We start from the raw sequence: 14,581 nt of genomic DNA, 5'->3' as shown, positions 1-14,581 counted from the left end.
CGGCCCGGCAGGGACGATGTGCGCATCCTAACCGAGCCTGGCCGAACACAGCCGCTCTGGATGGCTCCGACAAAATTCCGACCTGCTTGCCGGATAGTGTGGCGCCCCACCGATCGGGGCGTGCGCGTGTCGCCTGCCATCTCCGCCGCCACTTCCCGCCAGCGTGCGCTGCTTGCCGCCGTGTTGCTGATCATCGTCAGCCTGCTGGCCGGGCTGGGCCTGCGTCAGCCCAACCCACCGGATGAGCCGCGCTTTGTGCTGGCCGCACGCAGCATGGTTGCGACCGGTCAATGGCTATTGCCGCATCGGGGCAGCCAGCTGTACGCCGAAAAGCCGCCGATCTTCATGTGGTTGCAGGCAGCCAGCTACGAGCTGGTGCCGCACTGGCCGGTCGCGTTCCTGCTGCCGTCGCTGCTGGCTGCGCTCGCCACGTTATGGCTGACCTGGGACATCGCGCGGCGGTTGTGGAACCGACGCGTGGCGCGGCATGCGGTACTGGCGTTGTTTGCGGTGCTGCAGTTCGGCCTGATGGCCAAGCGTGCGCAGATCGACATGGTGCTGGTGGCGCTGACCACGCTGTCGTTGTGGGGGATGCTGCGGCATCTGCTGCGCGGGCCGGACTGGCGCGCTTGGACGCTGGGATTGTTCGCCGCCGGCGTGGGCACGGTGACCAAGGGTGTGGGCTTTCTGCCCTTGCTGCTGTTGCTGCCGTGGATGGCGCTGCCGCGCAAGCACTGGCGCGTGCTGCCGGCACGCGCACAGGCCGGGCGCAGCTGGTTGCTGGTGCTGCCTGCGTTCCTGGCGGGGACTGCGGTATGGCTTGGTCCGCTGGGTATCGCGTTGTGGCAGAGCAACGACCCGGCGCTGCATGCCTACGCACACGAGTTGTTGTTCAAGCAGACCGGTACCCGTTATGCGCACGCCTGGCATCATGTCAAGCCGGCCTGGTACTACCTGCAGGTGATCGCCACGCTGTGGTTGCCCGGCTGCCTGGTGTTGCCCTGGTTGCTGCCGGCCTGGTGGCGACGGCTGCGACGCGGCGACCCGCGCTATCTGTTGCTGCTTGCCTGGAGCGTGTTGGTGCTGGTGTTTTTCAGCGCCAGCCCGGGCAAGCGCGAGGTCTATATCTTTCCGATGCTGCCGGCCCTGTGCATCGCCGCCGCACCGCTTCTGGCCGGGCTGCTGCGCAAGCGTGGCGTCCGCGTGTTGCTGACCGGCTACCTGCTGCTGCTCGCGCTGGCCGCTCTTGCATTGGGCAGCGGTATCGCACTGCATCTGCACTGGGCGGAAAACACCGCCCTGCAGCGCGGCATGGCGTTGGCCTCGCTGCGGTCGGTGGGTGTCTGGTTGATCGGGCTGGGCGTGGTCGGCCTGGCGGCAATTGCAGGGTCGCGTGGCAAGCGCACCGGCACCGCCGTGGTGGTGGTGACCGCCGCACTATGGAGCGTGTATGGCCTGGGCTTGATGCCGGCACTGGACCCTTACAGTTCTGCCGCCCGCTTGATGCAGCGCGTGGGACAGCGCATCGGCCCGGAGGCCGAGCTCGGCATGCTGGCCTGGCGAGAGCAGAACATGCTGCAGGCGGATCGACCGGTCACCGACTTCGGCTTCAAGGCGAGTTGGCAGCAGCAGTGGGCCAAGGCAGGTCCATGGCTTGCAGACGCACCTGAGCGCCGTTGGCTGTTCGTCCTCAAGCAGGCGGTACCGGCGTGCATCGATCCGGCGCAGCGGATCGATATTGGCGAGTCCAACCGCAATCAATGGCAGTTGGTGCCGGGCACGGCATGGCATGCCGGTTGCGTTGCAACCGCCTCCGACACCAACACTGGCGGTGGCGACAGCGAGACAGACTGAACGCCGGGTAGCGCGTTAACCGCCGGGCAACTCCGGTCCGACCGCTTTCCGACATGCCGCTTTCGAAGATGCCGGGCATAGACCACCGGCCGATGCTTCGATGACCACGCTTCCCGTATACGCACCTGCCCTGGCGCGCACAGCCACTGTTGCGCAAACCCGCTTTCTCATTCGGCATCTGTGGCTGCCGCTGGCCGGTGTGCTGGTGCTCAGCGCGTTGTTGATGGGAGCCGGCGGCGACCAGTGGATTGCCGATGCGCTGTATCGGCTGGAAGGTGGGCAGTGGCTGCTCAAGGACCACTGGTTCACCAGCGGCGTGATTCACCGTGTCGGCAAATGGTTGAGCACCGCTGGCGCTGTCAGCGTGCTGGTGCTGGCGCTAGTTGCCTGGTACCGGCCGCGCCTGCGTGTGCTGCGCTGGCCACTGACGTATCTGGCTGCATCGATCGCACTGTCGACCTCGCTGGTGTCCTTGCTCAAGTCGTGGACGGCGATGGATTGCCCGTGGGATCTGAGCCGTTACGGCGGCACCCAGCAAATGATCGGGCTATTCGAATCGCGCCACGGCATTGCTGCGTCCGGTTGTTTTCCTGCAGGCCACGCCAGTGCCGGTTATGCGTGGGTGGCGCTGTATTTCTGTGCGCTGGCACTACGTCCTGCGTGGCGTGTTCCTGCATTGTGGCTGGGCATCGCGGCAGGCTTGTTGTTCGGGATTGCGCAGCAATTACGCGGCGCGCATTTTCTGTCGCACGACCTATGGTCGCTGGCGGTGTGTTGGGGAACTGCACTTGCACTGTACTGCGTGATGCTGGCTCGACCGCATCGCGCCAATGTTGTGGTGTTGCAATCGGGGGATGCAGCATGAGTACCTATCTACCGCAATCGCGTGGGCTCAAGCGCCTGCGCGCACTGAGCTGGACGACGCGACCGACGGTCTCGACCGAAACCTTGGTGTTGTTGTCGAGTCTGTTCTTCGCACTGGTGTGCAACCAGCTGTTCTGGCACACGGCCATGGCCACGCATCCGGGCAGTCTCGGGTTTGCCATCTCGTTGATGGCCTTGCTGGTGGCCGTGCATGCGTTATTGCTGGGCCTGCTGGTGTGGCGCTGGAACGCCAAGCCGCTGTTGACGCTACTGCTGTTCACCACCGCGCTGGCTGCGCACTACATGGACAGCTACAACGTCTACCTGGATGCGGACATGCTGCGCAACGTGCTGCATACCGACCACAAGGAATCGCGCGAACTGCTCACGCCCGGCTTGATCCTGCCGCTGCTGTGCTACTTCCTGATTCCGGCCACGCTGTTGTGGCGCACGCGCCTGCAAGCACGCAGCATCGGCAGATCACTGGCAATCCGCGCCGGTTTCTTGCTGGTGGTGGCAGTGGTTGGCGCGGCCGGCGCGATGCTGTCGTCGCAGGACGTCTCGGCGTTGATGCGCAATCACCGCGAGGTGCGTTACCTGGCCACGCCGATCAACTACATCGTGGCACTGCGGCAGAACCTCAAATCCGATTCGCCAATCAAGCATGCGCCCAAGCAACCGGTCGAACACGACGCCATGGCCACACCACGCGCATCGGGTAGCCGTCCGCGCCTGCTGCTGGTGGTGCTGGGCGAAACCGCACGTGCGCAGAACTGGGGCCTTAACGGCTATGCGCGCCAGACCACGCCCGAACTGGCGCAGGCCGGAGTGATCAATTTCCCCGATATGCATTCCTGCGGCACCAGCACCGAGGTCTCGGTGCCGTGCATGTTCTCGCCGTTCGGCCGCCGCGATTACAACGAGGACATGATCCGCGGCCACCAGTCGTTGCTGCATGTGCTCGAACACGCCGGCATTTCCACGCTGTGGCGCGACAACCAGTCCGGCTGCAAGGGCGTCTGCGATGGCCTGGACATCCAGAAGCTGGACGATGCCACCACGCCAGGGCTGTGCGCCGATGGCCGCTGCATGGACGAGATCCTGCTGAGCGACCTGGCTGCGCAAGTGCGCGCAAAGCCCGGCGACCGCGTGGTGGTGCTACATCAACTCGGCAGCCACGGGCCGAGTTACTTCGAGCGCTACCCGGCACAGTTCGAGCGCTTCAAACCGGTGTGCAAGACCGCCGACCTGGGTAGTTGCAGCCGCCAGAACATCGTCAACGCCTACGACAATTCCATCACCTATACCGATCACTTCCTCAACCAGGCCATCCACACGCTGCGCGGGCTGCAGGACTACGACACCGCGATGATCTACCTCTCCGATCACGGCGAATCGCTGGGTGAAAAGGGCCTCTACCTGCATGGCGTGCCGTACGCGATCGCGCCCAAGGAGCAGACCCACGTGCCGATGGTGATGTGGTTCTCTCCGGAGTTCGCACGTGACCGCGGCCTGGACGAAACCTGCCTGCGCCACCGTGCCGGCCAGTACACCGATCAGGACGCGCTGTTTCCGTCGGTGCTCGGGCTGATGCAGGTCAAGACCAGCGTCTATGCACGTGAGCGCGATCTGTTCGCGCAATGCACGGGATAAATGCGGCTGGATTTTTTAAAGCATGGTGATCGAAGGCGTGCCCTAGCCGCTCGCGCCACACGCCGTGAATCCTTCCGCGGAGGCTCCTCGGCGGCATCCATGCCGGCAAGGACACCGCGCCAGTAAGTTGGTCGGCTTCTTTCTTGAAGACTTGCTGCGCGGCTTGCGATGGAAAGATTTTCGGACGCACGACGCTCAGAACAACGCGCATCAGGCACTGCTCTTACCGTGCACACCGACTATCTCGACGGGTCCTTGCCCGCCCACCGTCGCGGGACCTCACGCGGCATGGATGCCGCGTAAGAGCCTACATGGACGTACTTGCGGCGTGTCCTGCGAGGGTGGGCGGGTAAGGGCCCTGCAGCCAAGTGGCAGATGGTCTGCCCTACGGCCGATACATCCGCACGGTTCCATCAACCCGATGCAACTGGTCCCCCAGTCTTGAAGCAGCTGACAGTACGGCGCGAGCAAATCAGCAGGCGGGTAGTGACGACGCACTTTCAACCGGCGTGCCCTAGCACTCCATGCCACATCAGGTAACGGCCGTGCCCGCCTGCGGTGAGCATGCAATGTGGCGCTTGCTCTGACGAGCACACATGGCGAGCACAGATGGATTTGCAGCCGTCCGAGTCACGTACACCGTGACAGCGCTTGCGGTGGAACCCGACGCGCTCTAGCCTGCGTCGGACTTCACCGCAAGGACCACCCGTGAATCCTCGTTTGTTGTGGCTGGCACTGGCCGTGGCCGCCGGCACCGTGTCGTTGTCGGCCTGCCGTCAGGACGCGGCAGCACCCGCCAAGCCTGCTGCCACCAAAACCGCGCCGGAGGAAAGCGCCGACCAGTTCGTCGCGCGCATCAGCGCCGAGTACAAGGCCGCTTACCCGGAACTCACCGCCGCGCAGTGGTTGTCTTCGACCTACATCAACGGCGACTCGCAGCTGCTGGCCGCCAAGGCCAACGAACGCTCGCTGGCGCAACTGGACCACTGGATCGAACAATCCAAGCAGTATGCAGGCACCCCGATGTCGGCCGACAGCGCGCGTGCATTGCAACTGCTGAAATTGATGAGCGCCCTGCCCGCCCCACGCGACCCGGCCAAGCTGGCAGAGCTCACCCGGATCGCCGCCAAGATGGAAGGCGATTACGGTGCGGCCAGTTATTGCGTGGGCGATGGCGAACAACGCCGCTGCCGCCAGCTTGGCGAGCTGGAACAAGTGCTCGCCAGCAGCCGTGATTACACCGAACAACTGGACGCCTGGCAGGGCTGGCATGGCACCGCAGTCCCGATGCGTAAGGACTATCAGCGCTTTGTCGAGCTCGCCAACGAGGGCGCGCGCGGGCTGGGCTTTGCCGATGTCGGCGTGCTGTGGCGCAGCGGTTACGACATGCCGCCAGCGCAACTGGCCAGCGAAACCGACCGTCTCTGGGACCAGGTCAAGCCGCTGTACGCACAACTGCAGTGCTATGCGCGCGGCAAGCTCGATACGCAGTACGGCAAGGACAAGGGCGAGCTCGCCGGTGGCATGTTGCCGGCGCATCTGATGGGCAATATGTGGCAGCAGGACTGGAGCAATCTGTGGGACCTGCTGCAGCCGTACCCGGGTGCCGGCGACCTGGACATCACCGCTGCGCTGGAAAAACAGTACCAGGGCAACCTGAGTGCGGTGCTGGCGCGCAACACCGGCACCGAAGGCGGCAGCGGCGCACGCTTCCAGGCCGAGCGCGAAGCGCAGCTGCGCACCGCAAGACAGATGACCGAACGTGCGCAGGATTTCTACACCTCGCTCGGCATGCCCAAGCTTCCCGACACCTATTGGCAACGTTCGCAGTTCATCAAACCGCTGGACCGCGACGTGGTCTGCCATGCCAGCGCATGGGACATGAACATGGGCGGCGAAGCGACGCAGAACATCGGTGCGGACGTGCGCACCAAGATGTGCATCAAGCCGACCGAAGAAGATTTCACCACCATCTATCACGAGCTTGGGCACATTTATTACGACCTGGCCTACAACCCGCTGCCGCCACTGTTCCAGAACGGCGCCAACGACGGTTTCCACGAAGCGATCGGCGACACCATCGTGCTGGCGATGACGCCCAAGTATCTGCAGTCGATTGGCATGGTGGGCGAACAGCAAACCAGCCGCGAGGCGCTGATCAATTCGCAGATGCGCATGGCGCTGAGCAAGGTTGCCTTCCTGCCGTTCGGCCTGATGATCGACCGCTGGCGCTGGGGCGTGTTCGACGGCTCGATCCCCCCCGAGCGTTACAACCAGGCCTGGTGGGAACTGAAAGCCAGGTACCAGGGCGTGGCACCGGCGAGCCCACGCGGCGAAGAGTTCTTCGATGCCGGCGCCAAGTACCATGTGCCCGGCAACACGCCCTACACCCGGTATTTTCTTGCGCACATCCTGCAGTTCCAGTTCTACAAGGGCCTGTGCGAAGCCGCCGGCCATCAAGGCCCGTTGTACGAGTGCAGTTTCTACGGCAACAAGGACGCCGGGCAGAAGTTCTGGTCGATGCTGCAACGGGGTTCCAGCCAACCCTGGCAGACCACGCTGAAGGAACTCACCGGCAACGACCGCCTGGATGCCGGCCCGATGCTGGAATATTTCGCACCGATGAACGAGTGGCTGAAGCAGCAGAACCAGGGGAAATTGTGCGGCTGGCAGGCGAACGCACCCGCGGCCGCCAGCACTACGCCTGTGCCTGCCGTAACGCACTGACGCACGCGCTCCCTGCGGCATGCGGCGGCCCTCACCCTGGCCGCCGCATAACGTTGATTTGATAAACGCACAAAACGCCGGCGATATACTGCGCGCCCGCTGCACCGGCGCAGCATGCAGGATGCATCCAGTGAACAACACCTCCACCGGCCCGGACCCGCGCGACGCGGACCGCAACAAGCAGTTCATCGACGACGCAAACGACCGCGCATTCGACCCGATCTACAGCAGCAAGAGCAGCGACTACGCGCTGGAAGTGGGCGGCAGCAACATCGAGCTCAGCCCCGAAGATCAGACGGTCAAGTATTCCCATACCAGCGAGCAGAGCAGCGGCAGTCCGACGCAGCCGCTGGGCGAGAACAGCCTGCGCAGCAGCCGCTCGCTCGGCCTGGGCAAGCTCAGCGACGCCGAGGCGAAGACCACCACCTTCAACCTCGAGGCCGACGCCAACACCGGCCAGCAGCAAAGCCTGCAGACCAAGCTCGGCGACAGCAAGCTGAGCATCGAGACCAGCACCAGTGCCGGGCAGCGCATGCGTTACGCACTGACGCTGCCCGGTGCCGACCAGCCTGCAGAGGCTGCCACCCGCGTCAATCCGCTGCAGCCGGAAAGCCTGCCGATCGGCGCGCGCGCGGTGATGGACGCCCAGACCTACACCCAGCGCGACGCCTCGGCGAGTCTGCACAACCTCACCATGCAGAGCGAGATCACCGAAGCCAGCGGCCGCAGCTACCTGATCGAACGCGTGGACGAGCGCCACGTGCGCGTGGTGACCGGGCCCAATGCAGCCATCGAGGCAGTGAACGCCGTTGGCGTCAAGGTGGGACCGGCGCAGGCCCTGCTCGGGCGCGCCGACGCCCTGGGCCAGTCGCGTGTGGAGAGCGCGCAATTCGACCTGGCCGATCCACGCGCGCTCGCGGCCATGGGCGACTTTGTGCGCGAGGGCAAGATGGCACCGGGCGTGCCCGGCGTCGATGAGCTACAGACGGTGGAGCGGATCAGTTTCAGCTCGCAGCAGCGTCTGCAGCTGGAATTGGGCCCGCTCAGCGCCGATCTGGCCGGCAACCGCAACCAGGGCAGCCAGGTGCGCATCAGCACACCGGGCCAGGACGGCTACACCGTGGTGCAGCAGCTGCAATACGGCGGCAACGTGCCGCTGACGATCGTGCGCCAGTACGACGGCAACGACACCGAGCGCGTGCAGGAACGCAGCTACCGCTTCGAGATCGATGGCGATGTCGCCGCGCCGGGGCTGCTGCAACGCCTGGGCGGGCGCAACGAGGCCAGCGAGGAAAAGGCGATTGCACAGAATCTCAACAGCGCGCTGAGCGGCGACATGGCGGGCACCGGTGCGATTGCGCCAGGGCAGAAGACCACGCTGGCCTTCAGCGAGGCGCAGATGCAGGCGCTGATGCAGCAGACCCAGGCCAGCGTCGAAGCCGGCAGGATCGGCGGCAGCTCGCTGACGGCGCTGGTCGGCGACCGCAACGCCGCACCGCAGTCACCCGAACGCTTCGCGATCGCGATGGCGCGCAATGTGGGCGGCGAGCCGTATCCGTTCGTCGAGCGGCTGCAGCGCATCGCCGACGGCGCCGATGGGGCATACGACGGCCGGTTGCAGCGCATCGATGCCGAGGCGCTTCCGCGCCAGGCGGCTGCGGAAACCGCGGCGGCGGATCCGCGCAATCCGGCCAGTCCGGACCATGCGCTGCTGACCCAATGCACCGCAGCGGTGGAGCAGCTGGAGGCCGCGCGCGGCCGCGTGCCCGATGCGGACAGCGAGCGCCTGGCAGCCGGAGCGCTGGTGGCCGCACGCGAGCACGGGCTGCAGCGCGTCGACCACGTGGTGCTCGGCCGCGACCCGGCACAGGGCTTTGTGGTCCAGGGAGCGCTGGATTCGCCGGCGCACCTGCGCGGACCCTTCGATGCCCAGGCCGCGCAGCAGACGCCGGTGGACCACAGCCTGCAGCGCGCGCAGGCAGTGGGCGCCGAGCAGGATCGCAACGACGCCGCGCAGGAACAGGCGCAGCAGCAGGAACAGGCGCAGCAGCAGGACCTCCAGCGACAGGCTCCGGCGCGCTGATTCAGCGCGCCGGCTGATCCGCAGCTAAGCGCTGGCGCAGGTCAGCACCGAACACTGCCCGCCGATGCGGAATGGGCAGTGTTCGGAGCCGGCGTCGCCGACACCGCTGCGTGCATGACCTCAGTTGGTGCGCGCGGGCACCAGCTTCTGCGCGAATTCGATCCGGAACGCCTCGAAATCCCTGCCGTCGGCGGCCGCCTCGGCATGCGCCGCGTCCTTGAGCGCATCCGAATAGGTCAGCCGTACCGGCGTGCCCTGGCGCTCGTGCAGCTCGGCCGCGCGCATGATCAGGGCCAGCACCTGGGCGGCGCTGGTGCTTTCGCCGGCAATGCGGCCGTCCATGCCCAGCACCCATTCGCCATCGCGGCGGACGATGCCGGCCAGTAACGTGCGTTGCTGGTCGCGCAGTTCGGCATGCGGCTCGATCGGCGAGACCGGCGCGGGATTGGCGGCGGCCTGGTTGCGCTGGCGTTCGGCGGCGCGCTTGCGGGCATCGCGGCGCAGCTTGGAATCGGTGGACATGCAGGCTCCTGTGAGGTCAGAGATGGTCGGCCGGCTCCAGAGGCACTGCCTCCTCGGCCTGGCGGCGGCGTAGACGGCGGCCGCTGCGGCGTTCCCAGCGCCAGAATAGCCAGCCCAGCAGGAAAAAACCGGTCATGCCGATCGCCAGATGGCGCGGGTGTTCACTCAGCAGCGGCGACAGCACCCCGGCCACCAGCGTATTGGTCATCAGCTGGGTGAAGGCCTGCAGCGAGGAGGCCAGGCCGCGCTGATGCGGGTACATGTCCAGCACCGCCAGCGCCAGGATCGGGAAGATCAGCGCCATGCCCACGCCGGCCAGGAAGATCGGCAGCACCGCCCAGGGCAGCGCGATCTGCGCCGCCGTCATGGTGTAGCCCAGGTTCGCCAGCGCCGCCACGCCGCAGCAGATGAAGCCGATGCGGATCTGCCGCACCGGATCCATGCTGCCGGCCATGCGCCCGGACAGGAACGAGCCCAGCGTCATGCCGCCGATGGTGGGAATGAACAGCCAGGCGAAGTCGCCCTCGCCCAGGTGCAGGTGGCGCATGATCAGCACCGGCGCCGAGGCGATGTACAGGAAGATGCCGGCGAAGTTGAACGCACCGGCCGCCGCCAGCCGCTGAAAACGCGGGTTGAAGCCGATCCGCACGTAGTCGTGCATCAGGCGGCGCAGCTGCAGCGGCGTGCGCGCCTCCGGCGGGTGGGTCTCCGGCAGCCAGATCAGCGTGGCCACCAGCAGCACCAGCCCGAACGCCACCAGGAACCAGAAGATCAGCGGCCAGCCGGCACCGCTGAGCAGGATCCAGCCGCCGATGATCGGCGCGATCGCCGGGGCGATGCCGAAGATCATCGACACCTGGCTCATCAGCCGTTGCGCGTCCGCCCCCTGGAACAGGTCGCGGATCACCGCCCGCCCGACGATCATGCCTACCCCGGCCGACAGCCCCTGCAGTGCGCGGAACGCCAGCAGGGTGGGCAGGTCCTGAGACAGCGCGCAGCCCACCGAGCCGGCGATGAACAGCACCAGCCCGCCCAGGATCACCCGCTTGCGGCCCCAGGCATCGGACAGCGGGCCGTGCGCGATGCTCATCAGCCCGTAGGCGAGCAGATAGACGCTGATGGTCTGCTGGATCGCCACCTCGTCCACCGCCAGGCTGCGGCTGAGCCGCGAGAACGCCGGGAAGATGGTGTCGATGGAAAACGGGCCAAACATCGCCAACCCGGCGAGCAGCAGCGCCATGCGACGGGTGGAAGGCGTGGTGGGGGTCATGCAGGGATCCGAAACGTGGTGCATCGGGGGGGACGCACGCCGGCACCGCCCTGGGGGGCGGCGTCGGGATGAGCATAAGGGCGTCGATGATAGGCGCTCGCCGTTGCAAGGTTAAGCAAACCCGAGTGCATGGGCCTGCCGCATGCGCTCCGGCGCGTGCGCACGCAGGCTATAATCGGCCGGCAACACGGTGGGAGAAGCGGCACTGCCGCTGCCGAAGGCGCAACAGCCCGTAATCGCTCAGGCCCGATACCATCCGCAGTACAACTCTGGAGAGACCGGCCGATGCCGGCGCCGAAGGGGCACGGAACGCAGGCAGGCCCAGCGCCATGCCGCGTTCTTAAACTCTCAGGCAAAAGGACAGAGGGGCGCGAGGAAGACTGTCGCTGCGACAGGAGGTGATGCGCTGCGCGCGTCACGCCGGTCCGGTGGCCGTCGACCATTCGTCTGCCCCCGCCCCGGATGCCCGCCATGTCCCAGACCACGTCTTCCTTGCGCGACCTCGAACACCACAGTGCGTTCGTCGAACGCCATATCGGCCCCAACGACGCAGAAATCGCACAGATGCTGGAGGTGGTCGGCCACGCCTCGCTGGATGCGATGACCGATGCGATCGTGCCCGGCAACATCAAGTCGCCAGCGGCGCTGGCGCTGCCCGAGGCGATCACCGAAGAAGAGGCGCTGGCCAAGATCCGCGCCATCGCCAGCAAGAACCAGGTGCAGCGCAGCTTTATCGGCCAGGGCTATTACGGCACCCATACGCCCAAGGTGATCCTGCGCAACATCCTGGAAAACCCGGCCTGGTACACCGCATACACGCCCTACCAGGCCGAGATTTCGCAGGGCCGCATGGAAGCGCTGATCAACTTCCAGACCCTGTGCGCCGACCTCACCGGCATGCAGATCGCCAACGCCTCGCTGCTGGACGAAGCCACTGCCGCGGCCGAAGCGATGACGCTGGCCAAGCGCTCGGCCAAGTCGAAGTCGGACACCTTCTTCGTGCATGACGCGGTGCACCCGCAGACGCTGGAACTGCTGCGCACCCGCGCCGAGCCACTGGGCATCGTGCTGCGCGTCGGCACGCCGGAAGAGGCCTTGCAGGCCGAGTGCTTCGGCGTGCTGCTGCAGTACCCGGACAGCTTCGGGCACATCGGCGATCACGCCGCGCTGGCCGATGCAGTGCATGCACAAGGCGGCCTGGTCGCGGTGGCCACCGACCTGCTGGCGCTGACCCTGATCGCCGCGCCCGGCGAATGGGGCGCCGATATCGTGGTCGGCAATTCGCAGCGCTTCGGCGTGCCGTTCGGCTTCGGAGGCCCGCATGCCGCGTTCATGGCCTGCCGCGATGCTTACAAGCGCTCGATGCCGGGCCGCCTGATCGGCGTGTCGATTGATGCCGCCGGCAACCCGGCCTATCGCCTCACCCTGCAGACGCGCGAGCAACATATCCGCCGCGAGAAGGCCACTTCCAACATCTGCACCGCGCAGGTGCTGCTGGCCGTGATGGCCTCGATGTACGCGGTCTACCACGGCCCCGAGGGCCTGACCCGCATCGCGCGGCGCACGCATCGCCTTGCCGCGATCCTGGCCGCCGCCCTGCGCGGCGCCGGTGTCACTGTGGGCGAGCAGTTCTTCGACACCCTGCACGTCAAGGCGATCGATGCCGAGGCCATCCACGCCAAGGCCCGCGCCGCCGGCATCAACCTGCGCGCGATCGACAGCGAAGCGGTCGGCATCAGCCTGGATGAAACCAGCACGCGCGCCGATGTGGTCGCGCTGGCCGCGTTGTTCGGTGCGCAGGCGGATGTGGACGCGCTTGATGCCGCCACCGCCGACGCATTGCCGCAGGGCCTGCTGCGCAGCAGCGCGTTCCTGACACACCCGGTGTTCAATACCCACCACAGCGAGCACGAACTGCTGCGCTACATGCGATCGCTGGCCGACAAGGACCTGGCGATGGATCGCACCATGATCCCGCTGGGCAGCTGCACGATGAAGCTCAACGCCACTGCCGAAATGATCCCGGTGACCTGGCCCGAGTTCGGCGCGATCCATCCGCTGGCCCCGGCCGAGCAGTCGGCCGGCTACGCGCAGCTGATCGAGGAGCTGGAAGCGATGCTGGTCGAATGCACCGGTTACGACGCGGTGAGCCTGCAGCCCAACTCCGGCGCGCAGGGCGAGTACGCCGGCCTGCTGGCGATCCGTGCCTATCACCGCGCGCGCGGCGAAGCGCATCGCGACATCTGCCTGATTCCCGAATCCGCGCACGGCACCAATCCGGCGTCGGCGCAGATGTGCGGCATGACCGTGGTCGTGACCAAGTGCGATGCCAACGGCAATGTCGATGTCGACGACATCCGCGCCAAGGCGGAAAAGTACTCCGAGCGTCTGGCCGCGTTGATGATCACCTACCCGTCCACCCACGGCGTGTTCGAAGAGGACGTGGTGGCGATCTGCGAAGCGGTGCATGCGCATGGCGGCCAGGTCTACACCGACGGCGCCAACATGAATGCCCTGGTCGGCGTGGCCAAGCCCGGCAAGTGGGGCTCGGACGTGTCGCACCTGAACCTGCACAAGACCTTCTGCATTCCGCATGGCGGCGGCGGCCCGGGTGTGGGCCCGTGCGCGGTGAAGTCGCATCTGGCGCCATACCTGCCTCGTGCCGGCATCCATGCCGGCGAAGGTCAAACTGCCGCCATCCATGGCGGCGGACTCAACTCCGAAAGCGGGAGTGAACACTCCTCGCGCATCGGCGGCATGGTCAGCGCGGCGGCCTACGGCTCGGCCTCGATCCTGCCGATCAGCTGGATGTACGTGACCATGATGGGCAGCGGCGGCCTGCGCAAGGCGACCCAGGTGGCCCTGCTCAATGCCAACTACATCGCCAAGCGCTTGGCGCCGCACTACAAGACGCTGTACACCGGCCGCAACGGCCTGGTGGCGCACGAGTGCATCCTCGACATCCGCCCGCTGGAAAAGACCAGCGGCATCGGTGCCGAAGACATCGCCAAGCGCCTGATCGACTTCGGCTTCCACGCGCCGACGCTGAGCTTCCCGGTCGCCGGCACCTTGATGGTGGAGCCGACCGAAAGCGAATCGCAGCACGAACTGGACCGCTTCATCGACGCGATGATCCAGATCCGCGAAGAGATCCGCGCCATCGAAGACGGCCGCCTGGACCGCGACGACAACCCGCTCAAGCACGCCCCGCACACCGCCACCCAGGTGTCGGCCAGCGAGTGGACCCACGCCTACCCGCGCGAACTTGCCGCCTTCCCGCTGCCCAGCCTCAAGCAGCAGAAGTACTGGCCGCCGGTGGCGCGCGTGGACAACGTCTACGGCGACAAGAACGTGATGTGTGCCTGCATCCCGGTGGATGCGTACAAGGACGATGTGGAGGCGTAAGCGCCACCACCAGGTAAAAACGCGAAACCCAGCCGGTCACACGGCTGGGTTTTTTGTTGCCTTGCAGGGACGGATCGGCGCTGCAGCCGCCAGCACAGGTTTTGCGTTTGTCACAGCCAGGGCGATAGCCCGCTCTTCATGGACAGCGGTGAAAGATTGCCCTCCGGCGCGTGCTGCGCTCATCGCACCGCACTCGACCAGGC

Annotated in this window: 8 protein-coding genes and 1 riboswitch; of the genes, 6 read left to right on the top strand and 2 right to left on the bottom strand. The window is 66.2% G+C overall.

Features of this window, described 5'->3' with window-relative positions:
- Positions 1-120: 120 nt before the first annotated feature.
- From ABQY64_RS06280 to ABQY64_RS06260, 5 genes are all read left to right on the top strand, one after another.
- Positions 121-1,854, top strand: a complete 1,734-nt coding sequence (locus tag ABQY64_RS06280; protein ID WP_349779169.1) for a glycosyltransferase family 39 protein — start codon at positions 121-123, stop codon at positions 1,852-1,854.
- Positions 1,855-1,954: 100 nt separating this feature from the next.
- On the top strand, positions 1,955-2,719 hold the full coding sequence (locus ABQY64_RS06275) for a phosphatase PAP2 family protein (RefSeq protein ID WP_349779170.1): 765 nt from the start codon (positions 1,955-1,957) through the stop codon (positions 2,717-2,719).
- Positions 2,716-4,371, top strand: coding sequence for a phosphoethanolamine--lipid A transferase (locus ABQY64_RS06270; protein ID WP_349779171.1), 1,656 nt, complete (start codon positions 2,716-2,718; stop codon positions 4,369-4,371). The genes ABQY64_RS06275 and ABQY64_RS06270 overlap by 4 nt, the downstream gene beginning before the upstream one ends.
- 708 nt (positions 4,372-5,079) lie before the next feature.
- On the top strand, positions 5,080-7,098 hold the full coding sequence (locus ABQY64_RS06265) for a M2 family metallopeptidase (RefSeq protein ID WP_349779172.1): 2,019 nt from the start codon (positions 5,080-5,082) through the stop codon (positions 7,096-7,098).
- A 130-nt stretch (positions 7,099-7,228) separates the two neighbouring features.
- Positions 7,229-9,181 (top strand): XVIPCD domain-containing protein, encoded by a 1,953-nt coding sequence (locus ABQY64_RS06260; protein WP_349779173.1) that lies wholly within the window; start codon positions 7,229-7,231, stop codon positions 9,179-9,181.
- 120 nt (positions 9,182-9,301) lie between these two features.
- Here ABQY64_RS06260 and ABQY64_RS06255 read toward each other — a convergent pair whose 3' ends face one another.
- Positions 9,302-9,703 carry a hypothetical protein gene (locus ABQY64_RS06255; protein WP_016901679.1) on the bottom strand — a complete coding sequence of 134 codons (402 nt, stop codon included), beginning with the start codon at positions 9,701-9,703 and terminating at the stop codon, positions 9,302-9,304.
- Positions 9,704-9,719: 16 nt separating this feature from the next.
- A complete protein-coding gene (locus ABQY64_RS06250) occupies positions 9,720-10,973 on the bottom strand; it encodes a multidrug effflux MFS transporter (RefSeq protein ID WP_349779174.1) in 1,254 nt (417 codons plus the stop codon).
- Positions 10,974-11,232: 259 nt separating this feature from the next.
- Positions 11,233-11,347, top strand: a riboswitch (glycine riboswitch).
- A gap of 97 nt (positions 11,348-11,444) precedes the next feature.
- Between ABQY64_RS06250 and gcvP the strand changes: the two genes are divergently transcribed.
- A complete protein-coding gene (gene gcvP, locus ABQY64_RS06245) occupies positions 11,445-14,378 on the top strand; it encodes an aminomethyl-transferring glycine dehydrogenase (protein WP_349779175.1) in 2,934 nt (977 codons plus the stop codon).
- Positions 14,379-14,581 lie beyond the last annotated feature (203 nt).

Source organism: Xanthomonas sp. WHRI 7065 (genome assembly GCF_040203115.2).
In the GTDB taxonomy this organism is placed as follows: domain Bacteria; phylum Pseudomonadota; class Gammaproteobacteria; order Xanthomonadales; family Xanthomonadaceae; genus Xanthomonas; species Xanthomonas arboricola.
Note: the sequence above shows the minus strand (reverse complement) of the source record. Positions and strands in the feature narration are given on the sequence as shown.

Excerpts from the sequence above, each read along its gene's own strand:
- gcvP (WP_349779175.1), top strand. The coding sequence starts at position 11,445 with ATGTCCCAGACCACGTCTTCCTTGCGCGACCTCGAACACCACAGTGCG.
- ABQY64_RS06255 (WP_016901679.1), bottom strand. The coding sequence starts at position 9,703 with ATGTCCACCGATTCCAAGCTGCGCCGCGATGCCCGCAAGCGCGCCGCC.
- ABQY64_RS06250 (WP_349779174.1), bottom strand. The coding sequence starts at position 10,973 with ATGACCCCCACCACGCCTTCCACCCGTCGCATGGCGCTGCTGCTCGCC.
- ABQY64_RS06275 (WP_349779170.1), top strand. The coding sequence starts at position 1,955 with ATGACCACGCTTCCCGTATACGCACCTGCCCTGGCGCGCACAGCCACT.
- ABQY64_RS06270 (WP_349779171.1), top strand. The coding sequence starts at position 2,716 with ATGAGTACCTATCTACCGCAATCGCGTGGGCTCAAGCGCCTGCGCGCA.